Here is a 21,378-nt window from a genome sequence, read left to right on the forward strand (position 1 = left end):
GGGATCACTCCTTCGTTCGGAATCGTCCCGGAGGCAGCAGGGCCTCCAGGGCCTGTTCGGTGGTGTCGAAGCGCCGAGGCGCCCGAGCCAGGGTGGGCCCCACGGCCACGAAGCTCCCCTGGCCGAAGGCCCGGTGGGTGGCGGCGTCGCTTTCCGCGTCGCCGAAGTAGAGGGGGCGTCGGATCCCCAGGCGGCGGCACAGCTCCCCGAGACCCTCCGGGGAGGGCTTGAGGATGCCGTCGTCGGGGGTCACCGCGTGGTCCGGGGGGAAGTCCTCCCACCCCAGGAGGGACAGGGCCAGGCGCAGCTCCCGCCAGGGGCGGCCCGTGTAGATCCCCACGGGGTACCCCAGGTCCCTCCAGGAGACCCGAAGCAGGGGACGCTCCAGACGATAGAGCCCCCACCCCCCGAAGCCCTCCACGTAGAGTCTATCGCAGAAAGACCGCACCGCGTCCCGGAAGGGGGTCCCGTCCCCTCCCGGGGGGAGGTCGCCGAAGCGCTCCCGCACCCAGGGCACCGGGTCGTCCCCGGCGAACCGGGACAGCTCCTCCTCCCACCTCCGGGGGGAGGGGAAGGCCCGGGAGAGGCGCCGCTCCCCCCCCGAGGCCGCCGCCGCCAGGAGGGCCCAGGCGATGTCGTAGTCGTCGTTGAAGGCCCGGTGGTTCTTGGTGACCCGCTCGTGCTCCCGGGTGTAGGCGGTGCGGTCCGCCACCCGCCCCAGAAGGCGCGCCCAGCCCCACTGCACCGCCGCCCGGATCACCGAGGGGTAGGAACGGGTCACGTCCACCAGGACCCCGTCCACGTCGAAGAGCAATCCGTCGAACTGTTCCGTCTCTTTCATGTCCCCCACCTCCGTTGCTGTCAAACGGTTTGGATGATATCATGCGGACCATGTCAAGGGATGACCCTTTATCCCGATAGCATGATGAACGGAGGGACCGCCATGACCGTCGCACCGCAGCGCCCCGCCTCCCCGTCCTCCCGCCGCGAAAGCGCGGAACCGGAGGTGGGGGGCCATGCTCCGAACCCCTAAGGGCTGCGCCACCCGGGGAGGCTCCCTGGCCTCCCGGATCGAACGGTGCCGCACCGAGGCCCTGGATCTCTTCTCCCGCCACGGCTACCGCCCCTTCTGCGCCTCCTCCCTCCAGCGCCTGGAGGACCTGCAGGGACGCCTCTCCCCCACACGGATGCGCCAGGTCCTGGCGCTGACCTCTCCCCACGGGGAACCCTGCGCCCTGCGGGCGGACCTGACCCTGGCGGCGGTGGCCTACCTGGCGGCGCACCACCTCCCCCAGGAGCGCCCCCTTCGGCTGTGCTACGCCGACCGGGTGTTCCTCACCCCCTCGCCCCCGGAGGAGACCTTTGAATCCTACCAGGTGGGGCTGGAGCTGTTGGGCTGGGAGGGGGAGGGAGCGGACGCGGAGGTGGCCCACCTGCTGCTGCGCCTCCTGGACCGGCTGGACCTGCCCGAAAGCGTCCTGGTGCTGGGGGACGCCTCCCTGGTGGCCCGCACCTTCCGGGGACTGCCGCCCCCCCGCGCCCGGGGGCTGGTGGAGGCCCTGCAGGAGGGCTCCCTCACCCGGTACGACCGGCTCCTGGAGGGGCTGGAGGAGGACCGGGCGGAGGCCCTGAGGCGCCTTCCCCGCCTGAAGGGGGGCCCGGAGGTGCTGGACCGGGCGGCCGGGCTCATGGACGACCCGGAAGGACTGGAGCCCCTTCGGCGCCTGGGGAGCACCCTGACGGAGCTGGGCTACGGACACCGGCTGCGCTACGACCTGGGCTTCATCCGGGACCTGGGCTACTACAGCGGCCCCCTCTTCCAGGCCTACGGGACCCCCGGAGGGACCCCCCTGGGAGGCGGGGGACGCTACGACCGCCTCCTGGCGGACCTGGGGCTGGTGGGCCAGGCGGTGGGCTTCGCCCTGGAGCTGGAGGCCCTGGGCCGGGCGGTGCCCCGAGGGCCCGCCCCCTGCGACGCCCTGGTGTGGTGCGGCACCGCCTCCCCCGCCTCGGGGCTGGCCTTCTCCCGGGAGCTGGAGGCCCGGGGGATCCGGGCGGAGCTGAGCTGGCATCCCCGACGCTCCGCCTCCCTGGAACTGGCCAGGCTTCGGGGGGTCCCCTGGTGGGTGGACCCCTCCGAGGGCTCGGCGCTGCGCCTGGGGGACGAGACGTCCCAGTCCCTGGAGACCTTCTACGGGGAGGTGGGATCGTGCTGACCCTGGCCCTGCCCACGGGACGCTCCCTGGAGGCCTGCACCGCCCTGCTCCTGGAGGGGGGGCTCCCCGCGGAGCCCCTGCTCCGGCCGGGACGGAACCTGGAGTTCCGCTGCGGGGACTTCCGCTACCTTCTGGCCAAGCCCACGGACGTGCCCACCCTGGTGCACTACGGGGCGGCGGACCTGGGCTTCGGGGGCACCGACGTGATCGTGGAGTCCGGGGCGGAGCTGCTGGAGCTGCTGGACACGGGGGAGGGCCGCTGCCGCATGGCCGTGGCGGGGCCCCCCGCCCTGGCGGAGCGGTTCTGCGGCCACGAGAGCGAGCGCATGGGCCTGCGGGTGGCCACCAAGTACCCCCGCACGGCGGAGCGGGAGTTCGCCCTCCGGGGCATCCAGGTGCGCACCGTGCCCCTCCACGGCTCCGTGGAGATCGCCCCCGCTCTGGGGATCGCGGACTGCATCCTGGACATCGTCCAGACGGGCACCACCCTCAAGGCCAACGGCCTGGTGGTGCTGGAGGAGTTCTTCCCCGTGTCCCTGCGCCTGGTGTCCAGCCTCGCCGCCTCCCAACTGGCCTGGGAGGCCCTGGAGGACGTGACGGAACGCATCGCCCGCGCCTGCGAGAGGAGGAGACGTCCGTGAGGATCCAACGCCGCCGGACCACTCGGGAAACCGACGTGGCCCTGGCCCTGACCCACCCCGGCGGGGGCACCTGCCGCCTGGACCTGCCCTGCGGTTTCCTGGCCCACATGCTGGAGCTTCTGGCCTTCCACGGCCGGTTCGACCTGGAGGTCCAGGCCCGGGGGGACGTGCAGGTGGACGCCCACCACCTCACGGAGGACCTGGGCATCGTCCTGGGGGAGGCCCTGGGAGAGCTGGCCCGCTCCGAGCCCCGGGAGCGGTACGGCTGGTGCCTGCTCCCCATGGATGGCTCCCTGGCCCGGGTGGCCCTGGACCTCTCCGGTCGGGGAGGGCTGTCCTGGGAGGGGACCTTCCCGGTTCCCTCCTGTGGGGACTTCGATCTGGAGCTGGTGCCGGAGTTCCTGACCGCCCTCGCCCGGGAGGGACGCATCACCCTCCACGCGGCCCTCCTGGCGGCGGACAACGGGCACCACGCCGCCGAGGCGGTCTTCAAGGGGCTGGGCCGGGCGCTGCGTCAGGCCCTGACCCCCTCCGAGGGCCCCGTCAGCAGCAAGGACGTGACCCCGTGATCGCCCTGGTGGACTACGGGGCGGGAAACCTGGAGAACGTCCGCCGGGGGCTGCGGCGTCTGGGGCGACCCTGCGAGGTGTTCTCCCGCCCCGAGGGGCTGGAGGGGGCGGACCTGATCCTCCTCCCCGGGGTGGGGGCCTTCGGCCCCGCCGTCGCGTCCCTGCGGGAGACGGGGTGGTTCGACGCCCTGGCCGCCTGGGCGGGGGCGGGGCGCCCCCTCCTGGGCATCTGCCTGGGGATGCAGCTTCTCTGCCAGGGAAGCCGGGAGGACGGGGACCACCGGGGCCTGGGGCTTCTGGAGGGCACCGTGGAGCCCCTGGGTACGGCCCGGTGCCCCCACATGGGGTGGAACCGCGTCCGCTGGACCCGGGACCTTCCCCCCCCTGGGGCGGACGGGGGAGGAGGCGGGGTGCTTCTACTTCGTCCACGGCTACGCCCTGCCCCCGGGACCGGACACCCTGGGGGAGTGCACCGAGGAGGACCGGACCTTCACCGCCCTGGCGGGGCGGGGACGGGTGCTGGGGTGCCAGTTCCACCCGGAGCGCAGCGGCCCCGAGGGGGCCCGGCTCCTGGGGGGCCTCCTGGACCTGCTGGAGGGACGGCCATGATCCTCTTCCCCGCCATCGACCTGGACGGAGGACGGGTGGTGCGCCTGGAGGGGGGGGACTTCGACCGCCCCACGGACTACGGGGGGGACCCGCTGGAGACGGCGCGACGCTTCCGGGACTGCGGGGCCACCCACCTCCACGTGGTGGACCTCCAGGGGGCCCGGGAGGGGGCTCCCCGGCACCTGAAGGTCCTGGAGCGCCTGGGGGGCCTGGGGTTCTTCCTCCAGTTCGGCGGGGGGCTGCGCACCCCCGAGGCGATCCGGGCCGCCCTGGACGCGGGGGCAGACCGGGTCCTGGTGGGCAGCCTGCTCTTCCGGGACCCGGACCAGCCCGCCCGGCTCCGGGAAACCTTCGGGGAGGCCCTGGTGCCGGCGGTGGACGTGAAGGGAGGCCGGGTGGCGGTGTCGGGCTGGCGGGAGACCACGGGCCGTACCCCCGAGGAGACCCTGGTGGACCTGGCTCTGGCAGGGTACGGCCGGTTCTTCGTCACCGCCGTGGACCGGGACGGCCTCCTGGGGGGACCGGACCTGGACCTGTACCGGACCCTGGCGAAGCGGCACCGCATCGTGGCCGCGGGGGGAGTCTCGGGGCTGGGGGACCTGCTGGCCCTCCGAGACCTGGGTGCCGAGGCCGCCGTGGCGGGTCGGGCCCTCTACGAGGGACGGCTGGATCTGCCGCGGGCCCTGGAGGCCCTGGAAGGGAGCGATGTCTGGTGAGCCTGGTGCGTATCCTCCCCTGCCTGGACGTGCAGGGGGGTCGGGTGGTCAAGGGGGTCCAGTTCCGAAACCTGATCGACGCGGGGGACCCGGCGGCCCTGGGCCGGGCCTACCGGGACGAGGGGGCGGACGAGCTGGTGTTCCTGGACATCTCCGCCAGCGCGGACCGGCGGCGCACCCGCACCGAGTGGGTGGCCCGGGTGGCGGAGGAGCTGGACATCCCCTTCACCGTGGGGGGGGGCATCTCGGACCCCGTCCAGGCCCGGGAGCTGGTGGCCCTGGGGGCGGACAAGGTGAGCCTGAACACCGCGGCGGTGCGGGATCCGGACCTGCTGGGGGGCTGCGCCCGCCTGCTGGGCCGTCAGGCGGTGGTGCTGGCGGTGGACGTGAAACAGACCCGACCGGGGGCCTGGGAGGTGGTGGTGGAGGGGGGCCGGACCCCCACGGGGCTGGACGCCCTGGACTGGATCCGCCGGGGGGTGGCCGCCGGGGCCGGAGAGGTGCTTCTCACCTCCATGGACCGGGACGGCACCACGGAAGGCTACGACCTGCCCCTCCTCCGGGCGGTGCGGGAGGCCGTTTCCGTACCCCTGATCGCCTCCGGGGGGGCGGGGAAGGCGGAGCACTTCCTGGAGGGGGCCCGGGCGGGGGCGGACGGCCTGCTGGCCGCATCGGTGTTCCACTACCGCCGCATCCCCCTGGGGGACCTGAAGGACTATCTGGCGGCGCAGGGCGTGGCGGTGCGCCCCGTCGGGAAAGGGGAGAGGGCATGAGCCGGTGGGAGGGACTGATCTTCGACGAACGGGGGCTCATCCCCGTGGTGGCCCAGGACGCCCGAACGGGGCGGGTCCTCATGGTGGCCTGGGCGAACCGGGAGGCCCTGGACGCCACCCTGGAGACGGGGCAGCTCACCTTCTACAGCCGCTCCCGGGGGCAACTGTGGCGCAAGGGGGAGACCAGCGGGAACACCCTGACCCTGGTGGAGCTGAAGGGGGACTGCGACGGGGACACCCTGCTGGCCCTGGTGGAGCCCGCGGGCCCCGCCTGCCACACCGGGGAGGAGACCTGCTTCTTCCGATCCCTCGCCGGAGAGGGGGGGGAGACGGGGCTCTTCCTGGGGCGGCTGGAGCGCATCCTGGCCGACCGGGCCGCCTCGGGAGACCCGGGAAGCTACACCGCCCGGCTTTTGGCCGCCGGGACCGCCCGGGTGGCCCAGAAGGTGGGGGAAGAGGGGGTGGAGACCGCCCTGGCCACGGCCCTGGAGGACCGGGAGCGGTTCCGGGAGGAGGCGGCGGACCTGCTCTACCACCTGCTGGTGGCCGCCCGCTCCCTGGAGGTGCCCCTGCGGGACGTGCTGTCCGTCCTGGAGGACCGGCACCGCAGGTCTCCCCGCCCCCAGATCCGGGAAGGGGCCCCGGCCTAGGAGCAGGCCCGGACGAAGGCGTCGAAGAGGCCCTGCTGGGCGGGGTCCTCCGCCGCCAGGCTTTCGGGGTGCCACTGCACCCCCAGGAGGAAGGAGGACCCCGTGCTCTCCAGGGCCTCCACCACCCCGTCGGGGGCCCGCCCGGTCACCCGGAGGCCCCGGCCGATGCGGTCCGCCCCCTGGTGGTGCAGACTGTTGGCCTCGAAGGAAGGCCCCAGGAGGGAGGCGGCCAGGCTTCCCGGCTCCAGGTCCACCCGGTGGACCCGTTTGTCCGAAGGGAAATCGCAGATCGGGTGGACGGCTGCGGGCCCCCCCACCGAGGCCAGGTCCTGGATCAGGGTGCCCCCCAGGACGGCGTTGACCAGCTGGAGCCCCCGGCAGATGGCGAAGACGGGCTTGCGCCGCTTCAGGGCCGCCTCCAGCAGGGCCGCCTCGAAGGCGTCCCGCCGGGGGCTGATGTTCCGGCTTCCCCCCATGGCCTGGCCATACCGTGCCGGGTCCAGGTCCGCCCCGCCGCTGAGGAGGAACCCGTCGAACCGGTCCGCCGCAAGGAGCGCGTCCTCGGTTCCGTGGGTGCAGGAGAGGCTGACGGGCACGCCCCCCGCCCGGGCCACCCCGTCGAAGATCCCCGCGTAAAGCTCCCACAGCAGCATAAACGTGGCCCCCCGATCCCCCTGGAGGGCCTCCATCCCCCGGGCCAGCTCCGGGGCGTCCAGTTCGTGACACGAGACGGCAATGAGAGGTTTCACGGGGTCTCCTCCTCTTTCTCCTTCCGGTCCTCTAACCGCAGGATCCAATCGGTGAACTCCAGCAGGTCCTCCAGCCGGTGCTCCACCACCTCGGTCAGGACCGCCAGGTCCAGCTCCTGGTACTGGTGCACCAGGACGTTGCGAAACCCCACCATCCCTGCCATCAGGGAGGCCAGGCGGGAGGGGATAAGCCCCTCCCGGGCCAGGAGGAAAAACCCCTCCCGGCTGTCCTTGGGGATGCCCAGGCGGCGCACCCGCACGGCGTGGTTCGCCAGGTCGATGCACTGTTCCGCCGCCCTCTGGAGGTTCAGGGCGATGGCGTCCTGCCGGAGATGGTCCCTCTCGAAGGGGACCTCAGAGGGCAGGGACCAGTAGTTCCGGATCTGGCGCACGCAGCGCTCCACGCTCTCCTTCTTGTTCAGCACCACGTCGTCGGTCATGGATGGAGCACCCTCCCGGTGCGGCGGATCTCCTCCAGGATCTCCCGCCGTTCCTCGTTGAGCTTCTGGTAGAAGGACAGGGTGAGCATCTCGAACTCCGCCGCCGCCCTCGGATCCCGGACCAGGAGGAGCCGCCCCGTGGAGACCACCTGGTGCCGGAACACCGTGTCCGCCCTCCGCAGGTCCACCAGATCCACGGGTCGTCCCAGGATCCCCTCCAGGCGGGCTCCGGTCTCCCCGAGTTTCCAGGGATCCGGGGGGAGACCTCCCGGGGGCAGGAGCAGCCCCAGGTCCACATCGCTGTCCTCCCTCGGGGCTCCCGAGGCGGCGGAGCCGAAGAGATAGACCCCCTGGAGGTCCGGAAAGGCCGCAAGCAACGTTTCCTCCAGGCGGGACCGAGCCTCCTTCAGCAAAGGGGTCACAGGCTGCCCGCCTCGTCGTCCTCGAAGGCCCAGGAGTCCTCGGTGACCTGAAGCCGCCGGAGCTTGTCCTCGAAGCCGAACACCGTGGCGTCCAGAGCGTCCACGGCCTCGTCGATGGCCTCCAGTCCCGTGAGGCGGTACTCCTCGGGCATGCGGTTGGCGTAGCGCTTCACCTTCAGGAGGGCCTGGAGGTAGTTGCGCTCCTCCCGGCGGAGGATCTGGGCCACGTCCAGGGCCTCAGGGGACTCTTCCCGCAGGAACAGGTGGGCCACGGCGATGTTGGCGGCCACGCTCATCTCGTCGAACCACAGGTCCGCCAGGGCCTTGCGGAGGCGGCGGCGGGTCTTGGGGTCCTTCACCAGGTTGATGGTGCGGTTCAGGAGCTGGATCAGGTCGTCCACCTCCTGGAGCACCTCCGGGTAGGGACGGGGGGGCAGGGAGCAGGTGGAGACCATCCGGGCCTCCTGCTCCGGGGTGCGCTCCTTGCGCAGCAGCATCCCCACGGAGGGACGCAGGCGGATGCGGGCGGGCTCCGGGGAGGCGGTGAGGATCTCCCGGTAGAGGGTCTCCGTGTCGAAGTCGAAGTGCTCGCAGCGGCTCTTGGGGACGAAGGTGACGTACCCCGTGTCGAAGAAACCCTTGCGCCCCGCCCGGCCGGACATCTGGAGGAACTCGTTGCGGGTGAGGGGGCCGTCCACGAACTTGGCCATCTGGCCGAACACCACCGTCTCCGCCGGGAGGTTCACCCCCAGGGAGAGGGCGTCGGTGCCCACCACCACGTCCAGGATGCGCTCCCGGAAGGCCATCTCCACCAGCAGCTTCTCCTTGGGCAGGAGGCTGCCGTAGTAGACCCCCACTCCCCGGAGGAGCACCTCGGGAACGCGGCGCACCTCCAGGATCTCCGCCATCTCCCGAAGCCGGGCCCGGTCCTCCCGGGAGATCTTCTTGCGGCTCTTGGCGATCTCCTGGGCCAGGAAGTCCACGCCCTTCTTGGAGAACACGAACACCAGGGCGTCGTGGATGTGGGCGTAGCGCACCCCCTTGCGGCGGAACACCAGCTTCGTGACCCGTTCCTTGGTCTCGTAGAGGACGAAGTCCCGCCGGGCCATCTCCTGGAGGTAGTTCTTCACGTTGTCGGGGTTGCCGAAGGTGGCGGACATGACGAGGAGTTCCGTGGAGGGCTGGGTGCCCCGGATGCCGTCGATGTAGGCCCGGGTGCGTTCGGAGTCGTTGAAGATGTAGTGGAACTCGTCCACCACCACCCGCTGGTGGGGGACGCGGCAGTACTTGAGGGTGTAGATCTCCTGGGTGCAGCAGAGGACCTCCGCCCCGGCGTTCTTCTTGAAGTCCCCCGTCTCCAGCCCCACGTCGAAGCCCATGCGTTTGAGGTCCAGGTAGCGTTCGTTGGATAGGGCCTTGATGGGGGCGGTGAAGATGACCCGTCCGGGGGGCATCTGGGCGTTCCCCTCCCGGTCCATGAGCCCCGCCCAGCGGTAGGCCACCCAGGTCTTGCCGCTTCCCGTGGGGGCGGAGAGGATGGCGCTCCTGCCCTCCAGGGCCTCCACCGCCCGTTCCTGCCAGGGGTAGAAGAGGGAGGAGCCTTCCGGAGCCTCGCAGACCGAGTCTCCCGTATGGAGGTCCTCCTCCGTCAGGGGGGGGAGAGAGGGCTCCGTCTCGGCGGGCTTGCGCCTACGCCGGGTCATGGGGAACGGGGTCCTCGGGACCCTCCGTGGTCAGCCGGAGGGAGAGGATGGGAAGGATGCGTTCGGTGCCGTCCACCACCGTGGTCTGCTGGTCGATGCGCACCGCCCCCATGTGCTTGTAGAAGCCCTCGGCGCTGGGGTCCGAGAGGATCCACAGGGAAGACGCCCCCAGAAGCTCCGCCTCCTCGCAGGCCCGGAGGAAGAGCCGGGCGCCGATGCCCCTTCCGATGGCCTCGGGGATGACCCACATGTGGTCCAGCTCCCAGCGGCCCTGGTCGCACAGGAGGGCGCAGAAGCCCAGGATGCGCTCCTCGTCGTCCTCCTCGTAGGCCACGAAGGTGGGGTTGGCCTCCAGGTACTCCTCGGTGACGGTCAGGGGCCCCGCCCATTGGTCCAGGGTCTCGGGGTTGTAGCCCCAGTAGCCCTTGGAGCGGTAGGCCACGTCGGAGAGGTCCTCCGCCTCCCCCGAGCGGGCTTCCCGTATGTGGATGGGGTCGTCGAGCCATTCGCTTGCCACGGCACAGCCTCCCGTTGTGGTGCGTTCTCTACTGGTAGGGACCGAAGGTGAGTTCCTGCTGGTCCTGGTCAAGATAGAAGCTGACGAAGCGCTGTTTGTCCAGGATCTCCCGCTTCTTGCCCCGGATCTCCACCAGGACGCCGGGGTACACGGTGCCCCGGATCTTGATGATCCCCTTGTTGGAGGTCTGGGGGCGCAGGAGTCCCTCCAGGGCGTGTCGCCGTCCCTCCAGGGCCCGGGCCTCCTCCACCAGTTTGTTGTAGTGGGCCAGGAGCTTCTCCATCCGATCCGCCAACTCCGGAGGCAGGGTAGGGCGACCGTCCCGAGTATACCGCGCCAGGGTGGTCTTGATCACCGAGCCGATCCTGGCGGTCTGAGCCTCCAGGTCCTCCGACCGCTCCCGGACGCCCCCGAGCTGCTGGCGGACCCGGAAGTGGGACCCCGCCAGGAGGTGGGTCTTGGTGCCCAAGGGGGTCCCGGCGGTGAAGACGTCGATGCGGTCGTAGGCCTCCAGGCTCCCCCCGATGACCCCTTTGCGTCCCTGGAAGAGGATGGAACCGCAGGCGAAGAGGGAACCGTGGAGGGCATACTGGGTCACCAGGATGTCCCGGTCCGCATAGACCTTGCCGTGCTCCACGTGGCGGGCCTTCACGTCCCGCCCCGCCTCCACGCTGGCGCCCTGCCCCAGGAGCCCCCCGTGGATCACCACGTCCCGGGCCGCCTGAAGCCTCGCTCCCTCCACGTTCCCGAAGACCTCCAGATCCACCCCCGCAGTGACCACGAAGCCCTCCCGCACGTTTCCCCGCACCAGGACGCTGCCCTCGAAGACCACGTTTCCCGTGCCCAGGTCCACGTCCGACGAGACCACGTACACCGGGTCCACCCGCAGCACCGCCCCGTCCAGCACCGGCTGCCCCGTCTGGGTGGCCACGAAGGTCTTCCCGTCCTCCCCCAGGATCACCCCCTTGCCGGGAAGGAGGCGGACGTCCTGGGGCGGCTCCACGGGGACGGGGATGCCGAAGACGTCCACCCCCGGAACGCCCGCCTCCGCAGGCTCCAGGATCGCCAGGGGGTCTCCCTCCCGGACCGCCAGGATGTGCCCCCGGTCCCGGTAGTCCACCTGGGAATCCTCGTCCTCCGGGGGTTCTTCCGTCTCCCGGGGCGCCTCCAGGGAGAAGAGGATCTCCAGACGAGCCTCCCGGGGGAGCTTGGGGGGGATGCCCTGAGCCACCAGGATGCCCTTCTGGGGTGCGCCCTGGTTGCACCGGTCCACCGCCTGGGACAGGGACTCCGCCAGGAGGGCCACGAAGCCCTGGCCGTTCAGTTCGTCCACCAGGGTGATCCAGTCCAGGGGTTTGCCCCCTCCCAGGGGGGGGAAGAGGTCCACGGTGGCAGAGAAGCGGTCCGGAGCCACCGAAACGCGATAGGTCCCCTCCACTCCCTCCGGAGGGATGAGATCCTTCGCCACCACCGGGGAGGAGGCCTCCAGGTTCTTCAGAAGCCGGTCGAGGTTTTCCTCCAGGAGCTTCTGTCGCGCCGCGTCGTCGCCCACCAGGGCCATGGGGATCACCTCGTCTCCGGGACACCCAGGCGCAGGAGGAAGCCCCCGGGTTCTCCCGCCTCGGGACGGCCAAGACGCCTCCAGCGCCCGGGTCGGACCCCCTCCTCCCCCCCCAGGGAGAGGGACAGGACCCCTTCCGCTTCCGGGGAGGCCTCAGGGAGGGATCCCGCCACTTCCGGGGCCACCTCGTCCAGGCGGCACCCCTGGATGCGCCGCAGCCCCTCGGGAAGGGCCCGATCCGGGAACTCCGCCTCCAGGACCCGTCCCTGGGGATCCAGGAGCAGGACCCCCGCACAGGGATCCCCCAGGAGAAGCCCCGCAAAGGCCAGGTCGCGCACCTGCTCGGCCCTCCGGATTTCCCGTTCCCGCTGCACCGTCTGGCCCAAAAGACCCGCCAGGGATCGGAGGAAGTCCAGCTCCTCCCGCAGGAAGCGCTCCTCCTGGTCCGGCTCCTCCAGGGTCCGGCGACAGACCTCCACCGCCCCCTCCAGAGCGCCTTCCACGAAGATCCCCTGGCTGGTGGACCAGGGGGTGTTCAGGAAGTGTCGGGTGGCATACTCCCGATCCCCCAGGAGGATCCGGGCCTCCAGGGTCTCGGGGGCCCGGAAGGCCCGGGGAACCAGCTCCGCCGCCCGGCAGAGCCGTTCGTCCAGGGCTAGAAAGGGTTCCTGCAGGGTCCGGGCGATCTCCAGCAGGGATCGGCACTCCCTCAGCCGCTCCGTCAGGTCCCGGGCGCTGCGCATGAGGGCCTCGGTCTGCCGTCGGAGGACCGTGACGTCCCGGAAGAGCACCCCCGCCTCCCCCGCCTGGAGGGGAAAGACGGCCCCCTCCCGCCACTGCACCCCCGTATCCTCTCGAAGGGGCAGGGAGAAGTCCTCCCCCTTCCCGGAGCGGACCACCCGATGAAGCCGCTCCCGCAGCCAGTCCCCCAGCTCCGGGAGGTACTCCTCGCAGGTCCGGCCCAGCAGGGACTCCCGATCCTCCCCCCTCCGGCGCTCCGCCGCTCGGTTCAGTTCCCGGAGGCGGAAGGTTCCCTGGGCATCCCGGCGGAACACCGCCACCTCCGTCTTCAGGTTGTCCAGGAAGGCCCGATGCCGGAGTTCCGTTTCCCGAAGCCGGGTCTCCAGGTCGCGACGATGGAGGGCCATGAGGAGGGCCGCCGCCAGCTCCCGATCCCGGACGGGTTTGCCGAGGTAGCCGAAGGAGTCCACTTCCTCCGGGTCCTCCTCCCCCCGCTCCCCCGTCCCCAGAAAGACCACCGGCAGGTCGAACCGCTCCCGCACGAGGCGGGCCAGGACCTTGCCCGAGAGGTCCCCTTGAAGGTCCAGGTCCAGAAGGAACAGGTCCGGCCGAACCCCTTCCTCCAGCTCCGCCAGGGCTTCCCGCACCGTGACGAAGGGCCGCGGAACCGCGTAGCCCAGTTCCCGAAGCCTTCCGGCCAGGTCGGAAGCGGTGTTTTCCTCCTCGCAGACCAGGAGAATCCGAGGTCCCTGCATGCTCTTCCCCCCTCGCGGCGAGGCGGTCGCACCCCGTCGATTCACCGCGTTGTCGAAGCCGCCTGCAACCAGTATAGCCTCCCTTGGAGGAAGGAACAAACCGAAACGGGGGAGGTCGCCCTCCCCCGTTTTCTCGAACCTAGTCGCTGTAGTCGCCCTCCCCCTTCACCCCGCCCCCCGGGGCCGCCCCGGGGCCGAAGGCATCCCGTCGGTGAAGGATCGTCCGCTCCGGCGCGGCGTTGTGGTCCGGCCTGCGGGCGACGATCTCCATCACCCGCTCCGCGGTGCCCGCGGCGCCGAAGGCGACCAGGAACCGCTCCGCCCACCAGGCGATCTCCTCCACGATGGGTTCCTGCACCGAGGGGGGCAGGTCCAGGATGGGGTCGTGGAAGGGCAGGTTGGCCTTCTTGTAGTCCCCGCTCTTGCGGCCGTAGCCCTTGGCGTCGCACCAGGCCACGATCTGGTTCCACAGGTCCGTGGGGATGCCCCGGCCCGGCTCCTTCACGTAGGACCCGTCCTGGATCACCGCGTTGCCCGTGGCGGGGTCCATCTTCAGGCCGAAGATCACGTTCTGGAAGAGGGTGGCCACGTTGCCCTTGCGGATGCCATAGTTCCGGAAGGTGCCCACCTTGTCCAGGGGGGTGCCGGAGATGCCGTGCTGGGCGATGGACACCCCGTAGGGGGCGATGGCGGCGGCGATCTCCACGGTCCGGGCCAGGTCGATGCCCTCCACCTGCCCCGCCGCGGGGTCGTAGGTGCCGTGGAGGCTGCCGTTGGAGATGGCCAGGTAGTCCGGGAAGACCCCCCAGGCGTTGAGTCCCCCGATGAAGTACAGCGCCTCCTCCACCGTGGAAAGCTCTCCCGCCCCCTTGATCTCTCCCACCTCCACCTCCAGGCCGAGGCCCGAGGGGATCCAGTCCGCCAGGTCCCGGGTGGCCCGCAGGTTCTCGTAGTCCGGCAGGTGGGAGGCATCCAGGGCCACGGAGGTGAAGCCCCGGGCCAGCACGTGCCCCAGGTGGGCGGCCCCCTTGAGGACGTCGTCGGGCCCCTTGATGCCGTAGTGGTCCACGTGGAGCCCGAAGACCACCCCGTGGCCCAGCTCGGCGGAATACTGCAGGGCGTAGTCCGGGATGTTCTCGTAGGTGGCGCCGCAGTAGGTGGATTCCGACTTGGCCAGTTCCAGCAGCACCGCCGCGTCGAGCTTCTTCGCCGCCTTGAGGACTCCCTTGATGACCAGGGCGTTGCGGGCGTTGGCCGCCAGCGCGATGGCTCCCGCCTCGTTCATGGCGGAGGCGATGTCCCGACCGCTCACCAGCCCCAGGGGCTCGTTGCCGAACCGGGCCCGGACGTTGAGGGGACGGCGCTTCAACAGGTTCTGGTATGCCTTGCTTGCCACATCCACGACGGGTCTCTCCCTTCTCTCGGGTGCTTCCAACCGGGCGCCCCGAAGGTCGGCGCCGCCCCCATGATACCCCGGAAGGTCAGAGGGGCAACCCCAGGTCCCGCCGGGTGGCCTCCGTGGGCAGCCCCGTCTCGTCCCATCCCTGAAGGGCGTAGAGAAGGCGCTTGGCCTCGTGGAAGGCCTCGGGGGAGATGGGCCGGTCCGCGAAGGGCCCCGAAGGCAGGGGCTGGAAGATCCGGTCCGGCAGGGTGTCGTCCCCTTCCGTCACCCCCAGCCTCCGGTTGAGGATCCGCGCCGCCCCGTGCCCCCGGGCTCCGAGGCGCACCAGCTCGTGGAGGGAGGTCTTCCAGCCCGTCCCCGCCTCCACCAGCTCCGGAAGCTTGTGCAGGGGGAAATAGCTCCGGGGGGCGAAGACGAAGTAGCACCCCCCCAGGTGGTTCAGGGCTCCCCAGAGGTTCCAGAGGGTGGCCAGGGCGGAGATCTTGGAGGGGGCGAAGCCCGTGAGGTCCATGGGGTCCAGGATGCCCAGGCACTTCACCGCCTCGCAGCCGAAGGAGTCCGGGTTGGTGAAGAGGGTGTCGTAGGGGACCTGCATGTGGTCCGCCCCTCCCGCCGCCAGGGCGTACCCCAGCCCCACCCCCACCTTGCCCCGGGGGTCGTGCATGGCCAGCTCCTGCCCCTTGATGGTCAGGACGAAGCGTTCGCTGCCCCGGCCCACCCGGGCGGCGGCCCGTTCCGTGCCCTCCGCCAGCAGGTCCCCCACCCCTTCCCGGGCGGCGATGCGGCCGATCAGGTCCAGCATCCCCGCCTCGTCCCCGAAACCCCGAACCCCCGCCTCGTCGGGAGAGAGGATCCCCTCCTCCACGCACTCCATGAGCCAGGCCACCGCCATGCCCGTGGAGATGGTGTCCAGCCCCAGGCGGTTGCAGAGTTCGTGGGCCTTGAGGATGGGGTCGAAGCGCCCCACCCCGCAGAGGGACCCGAAGGCGGCGATGGTCTCGTACTCCGGCCCCCCGTAGAGGGGGTCCGCTCCGTAGTCTCCCCCCGAGGCCACCCGCTTGCACCGCACCGCGCAGGCGAAGCACCCTCCCCGGTCCACCAGGAAGCGGGACTTGAAGGTCTCGTGGTCGATGTTCCCCGCCCCCTCGAAGACCCCCTCCCGGAAGTTCCGGGTGGGGAGCATCCCCAGGGCGTTGAGCCCCGCCAGGGTGGCGGAGGTGCCGTTCTCCCTCAGGCCCCAGGCTCCGGGGTGGTCCTTCCAGCCCGAGAAGAGCTTCTGAAGCTCCCCCAGCAGCGGGGCGTCCGCCGGGGGAAGGGCCTTGGGGGCGGGGCAGGCCACCGCCTTGAGGTTCTTGGAGCCCATCACCGCCCCCAGGCCGCAGCGCCCCCCCGCATGATGCAGGTCGTGAACCAGACAGGCGAACCGCACCCGCCGCTCCCCCGCCGGACCGATCATCACCGCCGTGGGGTTTTCGTGCCGGCCCTTCAGGGCCTCCAGAACCGGACCGGTCTCCTGTCCCCACAGGTCCGAGGCGTCCCGGATCTGGGCGGTCCCGTCCTCCACCCACAGGTACGCGGGTCGCTCGGCGCGCCCCAGCACCACCAGGGCGTCCACCCCCTGCCGCCTCAGGCCCGGGCCGAAGAAGCCCCCCATCTCCGTCTCCCCGATGCCCTTCCCCAGGGGGCTTCGGGCGTAGGCCCCGGTGCGGCAGGTGCCGTGGAAGGCCAGGCCGTTCAGCAGCCCCGCCGCCAGGACGAAGGGGTTCTCCGCCCCCAGGGGGTCCGTGTCCCCCCTCAAACGGTCCAGCAGCACCGGCAGGGCCAGGCCCTTTTCGCCCCCCCACAGCCGGGTGGTGCGCTCGTCCACCCGCTCGGTCCACACGCGACGCTCCGTCAGGTCCACCCATACCCGCACCGTCTCCATGCCCCTCCCCTTCCCTCGTCCCGCCCCGCCGGGCCCCCACCCGGTCGTTCGGGGCGGCTATCCCTGCCTGCGTCCGGTGTGGCGGAAGCACTCCACCGCGTGGTCGTCCACCACCCCCAGGGCCTGCATGGCGGAGTAACACCCCGTGGGCCCCACGAAACGAAAGCCCCGGCGCTTCAGTTCCCGGCTCAGGGACCGGGAGGCCTCCGTGTGGGGGGGCAGGGGCTCCCCCAGTCGGTAGGCGTGCACCTCCGGCACCCCTCCCACGGGGTCCCAGAAGAGCCCCGACAGGGACTCCCCCCGGTCCCAGAGGGCGAGAAGCGCCCGGGCGTTGTCCCGTACCGCCGCCACCTTGAGGCGGTTTCGGATCATCCCCGGAGCCTGGAGGGCCCGGGCCAGATCCTCCTCCCCCCAGGAGGCCAGGCGCACCGGGTCGAACCCCTCCAGGGCCGCCCGCAGGGCCTCCCGGCGCCGCAGCACCAGGATCCAGGAGAGCCCCGCCTGGAAGCCCTCCAGGATCAGGTGTTCGAACACCCCCCCTCGTCCCGCCGGGGCACCCCCCATTCCTCGTCGTGGTAGGCCCGGTAGAGGGGGTCCTCCCCGGGCCAGGGGCAGCGCACCGGATCCTCCGTCTTTCCCGTCAAGCCCTCACCTCCGGTTCTCGGAATAACAAAAGAAACAAAACAGAGCCGTTCCCCCTGACTCGCCCCCCATGGAAAGAACAAAGGGGCACCCAACCTTATGAAGGAAGACGGCCCTCGCGTTTTCCTTGCGATCCGTCACCACGGATTCTATACTCGCTCCGGGGAAGGTTCCCTTCCCCGGAGGGTGGGATCACCCGGTCCCCCTCCCCATCCCGGAAAGGAGGAGTTCGCATCATGAGCCACCGACCCTCTCCCATCTCCTGTCCCCGCCTTGCAGGAGCGGCCCTTTGCCTTCTGGTATGGGCCTTCCCCGCCTGGGCCTGCACCTCCGTCTTCGTGGGCAAGGACGCCTCCGCCACGGGGCACGTCCTGATCGCCCGCAACGAGGACTACCGGGCGGGCTGGGCGAAGCACTTCCTCGTGGTCCCGTCCCGTTCCGTGGCCTCCGGGGAGAAGCAGTCCTTCTGGAGCGGCATGGAGCTGGGCTACCCCCAGGACATGACCCGGACCTACCGCTACTTCTCCGTCCCCGACTGGATCTATGATCCCAAGGTAGCCCCCGGAGACCCCAGCCAGGAATACACCCCCATGGACGAGGTGGGGATCAACGAAAAGGGCGTGGCGGTCTCCGCCACGGAGACCCAGGGGCTCTCCGCCGCCGCCAAGGTCGCCATTCCCCTGGACGGGCTCATCGAGGAGGCCCAGATCCCCTCCATCATTCTCCCCCGGGCCGCCACGGCCCGCCAGGGGGTGGAACTCTTCGGCGCCGCCATCGAGGCCTTCGGATCCGGGGAGGCGGGGGGCTTCGCCGTCGCCGACCGGGACGAGGTGTGGTACGTGGAGTACCAGGGCCGGACCTGGGCAGCCGCCCGGGTTCCCGACGACCGGTACATCGTGGTGCCCAACCAGAAGGTGCTCTCCAACTTCAACCCCTACGACTCCGCGAACTTCCTGGGGACCGCCTCCCTGGTGGCCCTGGCCCGGGACCACCACCTCCTCCCGGAGGAGGAAACCACGGAAGCCTACGTCCGCGCCCACGGCCTGAACGTGGCCAAGGCCTTCGGCACCCAGACCTGGAAGACCAACGGCGTCCGGGTCTGGTGGGGACACCGCCACTTCTCCCCCTCCCAGGCCCAGGCCCCGGAGCAGGCCTTTTACCCCTTCTTCATGGCCCCGGACCGGAAGATCACCAAGAAGGACATCATGGCCTTCCTGAAGTCGGACAACTACACCGGGACCCCCTACGAGAACCCCAAGCCCGGGGTCACCTCCACGGCCCGGCCCATCGCGGTGCGCACCAATCTGGAGTCCCACATCGTGGAACTGGGCCAGAGCCCTCGGATCCCCGGGGAGATCGGCAACGTCCTCTGGCTGAACCTGGGCAACGGGGTCGACGGGGTCTACCTGCCCTTCTGCCAGGGACTCACCGCCCTGCCCGCCTCCTTCGCCCTGGGGACGGACCAGCCCGAGGCTCAGTCCCCCTACTGGTCCTTCTACGGCTCCTCCAGGAAGGCCCAGGAGCATGACGACACCCACGGCACCCACCTGGAGGCGGGGCTGCGGGGCTACTGGGATCCCTTCCAGGACGAGCTGACCCGGTCCTTCGAGCGCTTCCAGGACTCCGCCCTGAGGAAGAACGCCACGGGAGACGCCCTGGCTTCGTACCTCAACGACCAGGCCGCCCTCTTCTCCTCCCGGACCATCGCCCAGGCCCAGAAGCTCCAGGGCGATCTGGACGCGGCGCTTCCCGCAGGGGCCGCGGCGACCTTCGCTCCCACCTTCCATACCGGGGAGGCCCCCCGGGCGGAGGACGTGCCGGGCTACGTGGCCCCGGACAGCGGCAGCAGCGGCTGCTCCGTGACGGGGCTGGCGCCCTTCCTCCTCCTGCTGCTGATCCCCGCTCTGGGCCTCCGCAGGAAGCGCTAGGGCGGCGGGGGAAGGACCGCAACGGACGAGAAGGGGCGGGGCCTCCTGGGAGGCCCCGCCCCTTCTGCATCCTCGAAAACCGTTCCTACCTCCGGGCCAGGCCGGAGCGCTGGGCCGCCGCCCCCACCGCCGCGGCCACGGCGGGCACCACCCGGGGGTCCAGGGCGTCCGGAAGGATCCGATCCTCCCACAGCTCCCCCTGGGGGATCAGGGCGGACAGGGCCTCCGCGGCGGCCAGCTTCATGGCCTCGTCCACCCGCGTCGCCCGCACGTCCAGGGCTCCCCGGAAGATCCCGGGGAAGCCCAGGCAGTTGTTCACCTGGTTGGGGAAGTCGCTGCGCCCCGTGGCCACCACCGCCGCTCCGGCGGCCCGGGCGGCGTCGGGGAAGATCTCCGGGGTGGGGTTGGCCATGGCGAAGACCACCCCCCGGGGGGCCATGGAGGCCACCATGGCCTCCGTCACCAGCCCCGCCCGGGAGACCCCCACGAAGAGATCCGCCCCCCGAAGGGCCTCACTCAGGTCCCCCCGGATCCCCTCGGGGTTGGTGCGTCCCGCCAGGGCCCTCTGGGGCTCCGTGAGCCGGTCGTCCCGGGGGTCCATCACCCCGAAGCGGTCGCAACACACCAGGTTCCGGGCTCCCCCCGCCTCCAGCATGGCGGCGATGGCGCTTCCCGCCGCCCCCATGCCGTTCATGACCACCCGGACCCGGGAGAGGTCCTTGCCCACCAGCTTCAGGGCGTTGCGCACCCCCGCCAGGACGATCACCGCCGTGCCGTGCTGGTCGTCGTGGAACACCGGGATGTCCAGACGCTCCTGGAGCTTTCGTTCGATCTCGAAGCACCGGGGGGCGGCGATGTCCTCCAGGTTGATGCCCCCGAAGGAGACGGCGCACCGGGCCACCAGGTCCACGAAGAGGTCCGGGTCCCGCTGGTCCACGCACAGGGGGAAGGCGTCGATGCCCGCGAAGCGCTTGAAGAGACAGCACTTCCCCTCCATCACCGGCAGAGCGGCGGCGGGGCCGATATCCCCCAGCCCCAGGACGGCGCTGCCGTCGGTGACCACCCCCACCCAGTCCCCCTTGGAGGTCACCTCGTACAGCGCCTCGGGGTTCCGCTCGATCTCCCGGCAGGGCTCCGCCACCCCGGGGGTGTAGGCCAGGGCCAGGTCGTCCAGGGTCTCGATGGAGACCCGGCTCTCCATGCGGATCTTGCCGCGCTTGGCCCGATGCAGTTCCAACGACCGGGCGTAGACGTCCCGGGGTTCGCTCATGCTGGTCCCTCCCACAAGGTAAAGTCTCCCGTACCCTACCCCCCCGGGGAGGGAACCGCAACGTCGGGGCCTACAGCTTCGCCTTCCGGAGCAGGTCCTTCAGCTTCCCCTCGGTCATCCGGGAATACACCTGGCCCCGAAACTCCAGCACCGGAGCCCCCGCGCAGTCCCCCAGGCAGGAGGTCTTGGCCACCTGGACCTTCCCCGAAAGCCCCAGGTCCGCCACGGCCTTCTCCGCCACGGGGAGGAAGGATCGGGAGCAGGGCCCGCAGACCAGGAGCTTCTCCGCCCCGAGTGCCGCCCCTGCCAGGAAGATCCCCAGGGCCAGCGCCGCCAGCACCGCAACCCATCTTGTTTTTCGAGCATCCATGCCCTCCGCCTCCTTTTTTGAAAAGGTTCTTTGTGTTATCCTACGCCCCCCGAACCTCCCCCGCCTCGGTGGTTTTCCCGACCCCCGGGACCGGGAGTTCCCCCTCTGTGGCCCTGCGGGACCGATCCTGGTAGGATGGGACGTCGCCGGGAACCCACCGGCGCTTCCGAAGGAGAGGACATCCATGGCTCAGGCAAAGGCGGGAGACAAGGTGCGGGTGCACTACCGGGGAACCCTGGACGACGGGACCCAGTTCGACTGCTCCGAGGGGCGGGACCCCCTGGAGTTCGTGGTGGCCTCGGGACAGGTGATCCCGGGGTTCGACGAGGCGGTGACGGGGCTGGAGCCGGGACAGAGCCGGAGCGTGCACATCCCCTGCGAGAAGGCCTACGGGGCGGTGCAGGAGGACCTGCTGTTCCGGGTGGAGAAGGGGGCCTTCCCCTTCGAGCCGGAGGTGGGGATGCAGGTGCGCATGGGCCTGCCCACGGGACAGGGCATGGTGGTCACCGTGTCGGGCTTCGAGGAGGACCAGGTGGTACTGGACGGCAACCATCGCCTGGCAGGACAGGACCTGAACTTCCACGTCACCCTGGTGGAGATCCTCCAGGCCTGAGACCCCGATCCCCCGGACCCCTCCGGGGGTCTTTTTTTTTCGCTCCCCCCTCTGCCGTGGTATCCTGTTGGGTCAGTGGGTCCGCATCGCAAGGGAACCTCGAGCCCCTCACCGTCGATCCTCCCCCATGATCCCGGTCTCCCCCTGCATCATCTCCGCCCCGGATC

Annotated in this window: 22 protein-coding genes; 8 read left to right on the forward strand and 14 right to left on the reverse strand. The window is 70.9% G+C overall.

Translation table 11 applies throughout. From position 1 onward, the window contains the following. Positions 1-4: 4 nt before the first annotated feature. Entirely contained in the window at positions 5-841 is an 837-nt protein-coding gene (locus tag APAU_RS11000; protein WP_006301829.1) for an HAD family hydrolase, read from the reverse strand. A gap of 175 nt (positions 842-1,016) precedes the next feature. On the opposite strand from APAU_RS11000, the gene APAU_RS11005 reads away from it, so the two are divergent. From APAU_RS11005 to hisIE, 6 genes are read left to right on the forward strand one after another with little or no spacing between them, the layout of a single operon-like run. Further along, on the forward strand, positions 1,017-2,216 hold the full coding sequence (locus APAU_RS11005) for an ATP phosphoribosyltransferase regulatory subunit (protein ID WP_006301830.1): 1,200 nt from the start codon (positions 1,017-1,019) through the stop codon (positions 2,214-2,216). Continuing rightward, positions 2,210-2,857 carry an ATP phosphoribosyltransferase gene (gene hisG, locus APAU_RS11010; protein WP_006301832.1) on the forward strand — a complete coding sequence of 216 codons (648 nt, stop codon included), beginning with the start codon at positions 2,210-2,212 and terminating at the stop codon, positions 2,855-2,857. Before APAU_RS11005 ends, hisG begins: the two co-directional genes overlap by 7 nt. Beyond that, positions 2,854-3,426: an imidazoleglycerol-phosphate dehydratase gene (locus tag APAU_RS11015; RefSeq protein WP_006301833.1), complete on the forward strand. Its 573-nt coding sequence runs from the start codon at positions 2,854-2,856 to the stop codon at positions 3,424-3,426. Before hisG ends, APAU_RS11015 begins: the two co-directional genes overlap by 4 nt. Then, positions 3,423-4,751 carry an imidazole glycerol phosphate synthase subunit HisH gene (gene hisH / locus APAU_RS14310; protein WP_006301835.1) on the forward strand — a complete coding sequence of 443 codons (1,329 nt, stop codon included), beginning with the start codon at positions 3,423-3,425 and terminating at the stop codon, positions 4,749-4,751. The genes APAU_RS11015 and hisH overlap by 4 nt, the downstream gene beginning before the upstream one ends. Next, the gene (gene hisF / locus APAU_RS11025; protein WP_006301837.1) at positions 4,748-5,524 is read left to right on the forward strand and encodes an imidazole glycerol phosphate synthase subunit HisF; all 777 of its coding nucleotides are present in this window, start codon (positions 4,748-4,750) and stop codon (positions 5,522-5,524) included. Before hisH ends, hisF begins: the two co-directional genes overlap by 4 nt. Then, on the forward strand, positions 5,521-6,174 hold the full coding sequence (gene hisIE, locus APAU_RS11030) for a bifunctional phosphoribosyl-AMP cyclohydrolase/phosphoribosyl-ATP diphosphatase HisIE (protein ID WP_006301838.1): 654 nt from the start codon (positions 5,521-5,523) through the stop codon (positions 6,172-6,174). The genes hisF and hisIE overlap by 4 nt, the downstream gene beginning before the upstream one ends. Here the strand turns inward: hisIE and APAU_RS11035 are convergent. The 11 genes from APAU_RS11035 to APAU_RS14330 form a co-directional block, all read right to left on the reverse strand. Further along, positions 6,171-6,923: a gamma-glutamyl-gamma-aminobutyrate hydrolase family protein gene (locus APAU_RS11035; protein WP_006301839.1), complete on the reverse strand. Its 753-nt coding sequence runs from the start codon at positions 6,921-6,923 to the stop codon at positions 6,171-6,173. The genes hisIE and APAU_RS11035 overlap by 4 nt on opposite strands. After that, positions 6,920-7,363, reverse strand: a complete 444-nt coding sequence (gene hepT, locus APAU_RS11040; protein WP_006301840.1) for a type VII toxin-antitoxin system HepT family RNase toxin — start codon at positions 7,361-7,363, stop codon at positions 6,920-6,922. The genes APAU_RS11035 and hepT overlap by 4 nt, the downstream gene beginning before the upstream one ends. Further along, a complete protein-coding gene (gene mntA / locus APAU_RS14775) occupies positions 7,360-7,785 on the reverse strand; it encodes a type VII toxin-antitoxin system MntA family adenylyltransferase antitoxin (RefSeq protein WP_006301841.1) in 426 nt (141 codons plus the stop codon). Before mntA ends, hepT begins: the two co-directional genes overlap by 4 nt. After that, on the reverse strand, positions 7,782-9,488 hold the full coding sequence (locus APAU_RS11050; RefSeq protein WP_006301842.1) for a DEAD/DEAH box helicase: 1,707 nt from the start codon (positions 9,486-9,488) through the stop codon (positions 7,782-7,784). Before APAU_RS11050 ends, mntA begins: the two co-directional genes overlap by 4 nt. Further along, positions 9,475-10,005 carry a GNAT family N-acetyltransferase gene (locus tag APAU_RS11055; RefSeq protein ID WP_006301843.1) on the reverse strand — a complete coding sequence of 177 codons (531 nt, stop codon included), beginning with the start codon at positions 10,003-10,005 and terminating at the stop codon, positions 9,475-9,477. The genes APAU_RS11050 and APAU_RS11055 overlap by 14 nt, the downstream gene beginning before the upstream one ends. Before the next feature lie 28 nt (positions 10,006-10,033). Further along, a complete protein-coding gene (locus tag APAU_RS11060) occupies positions 10,034-11,566 on the reverse strand; it encodes a DUF342 domain-containing protein (RefSeq protein WP_006301844.1) in 1,533 nt (510 codons plus the stop codon). A 5-nt stretch (positions 11,567-11,571) separates the two neighbouring features. Continuing rightward, entirely contained in the window at positions 11,572-13,062 is a 1,491-nt protein-coding gene (locus APAU_RS14780) for a PAS domain-containing protein (protein WP_006301845.1), read from the reverse strand. 139 nt (positions 13,063-13,201) lie between these two features. Then, on the reverse strand, positions 13,202-14,464 hold the full coding sequence (locus APAU_RS11070; protein WP_006301846.1) for a class II fructose-bisphosphate aldolase: 1,263 nt from the start codon (positions 14,462-14,464) through the stop codon (positions 13,202-13,204). A 79-nt stretch (positions 14,465-14,543) separates the two neighbouring features. Further along, positions 14,544-16,388, reverse strand: a complete 1,845-nt coding sequence (locus APAU_RS11075) for an aldehyde ferredoxin oxidoreductase family protein (RefSeq protein WP_006301847.1) — start codon at positions 16,386-16,388, stop codon at positions 14,544-14,546. 57 nt (positions 16,389-16,445) lie between these two features. After that, a complete protein-coding gene (locus APAU_RS11080) occupies positions 16,446-16,922 on the reverse strand; it encodes a DNA-3-methyladenine glycosylase I (RefSeq protein WP_232207735.1) in 477 nt (158 codons plus the stop codon). Continuing rightward, on the reverse strand, positions 16,907-17,032 hold the full coding sequence (locus APAU_RS14330) for a DNA-3-methyladenine glycosylase I (RefSeq protein WP_232207736.1): 126 nt from the start codon (positions 17,030-17,032) through the stop codon (positions 16,907-16,909). The genes APAU_RS11080 and APAU_RS14330 overlap by 16 nt, the downstream gene beginning before the upstream one ends. Before the next feature lie 234 nt (positions 17,033-17,266). Here APAU_RS14330 and APAU_RS11085 point away from each other — a divergent pair, with 234 nt between their 5' ends. Then, positions 17,267-18,958: a C69 family dipeptidase gene (locus APAU_RS11085; protein ID WP_006301848.1), complete on the forward strand. Its 1,692-nt coding sequence runs from the start codon at positions 17,267-17,269 to the stop codon at positions 18,956-18,958. 85 nt (positions 18,959-19,043) lie between these two features. Here APAU_RS11085 and APAU_RS11090 read toward each other — a convergent pair whose 3' ends face one another. Together APAU_RS11090 and APAU_RS13595 are read right to left on the reverse strand one after the other, a co-directional pair. Beyond that, positions 19,044-20,228 carry an NAD(P)-dependent malic enzyme gene (locus APAU_RS11090; protein WP_006301849.1) on the reverse strand — a complete coding sequence of 395 codons (1,185 nt, stop codon included), beginning with the start codon at positions 20,226-20,228 and terminating at the stop codon, positions 19,044-19,046. A 70-nt stretch (positions 20,229-20,298) separates the two neighbouring features. Continuing rightward, positions 20,299-20,598: a (2Fe-2S) ferredoxin domain-containing protein gene (locus tag APAU_RS13595; RefSeq protein ID WP_006301850.1), complete on the reverse strand. Its 300-nt coding sequence runs from the start codon at positions 20,596-20,598 to the stop codon at positions 20,299-20,301. A 184-nt stretch (positions 20,599-20,782) separates the two neighbouring features. Here APAU_RS13595 and APAU_RS11100 point away from each other — a divergent pair, with 184 nt between their 5' ends. Next, positions 20,783-21,211: an FKBP-type peptidyl-prolyl cis-trans isomerase gene (locus APAU_RS11100; protein WP_006301851.1), complete on the forward strand. Its 429-nt coding sequence runs from the start codon at positions 20,783-20,785 to the stop codon at positions 21,209-21,211. Positions 21,212-21,378: the final 167 nt, after the last annotated feature.

The organism is Aminomonas paucivorans DSM 12260 (assembly GCF_000165795.1).
Taxonomy (GTDB): Bacteria; Synergistota; Synergistia; order Synergistales; family Synergistaceae; genus Aminomonas; species Aminomonas paucivorans.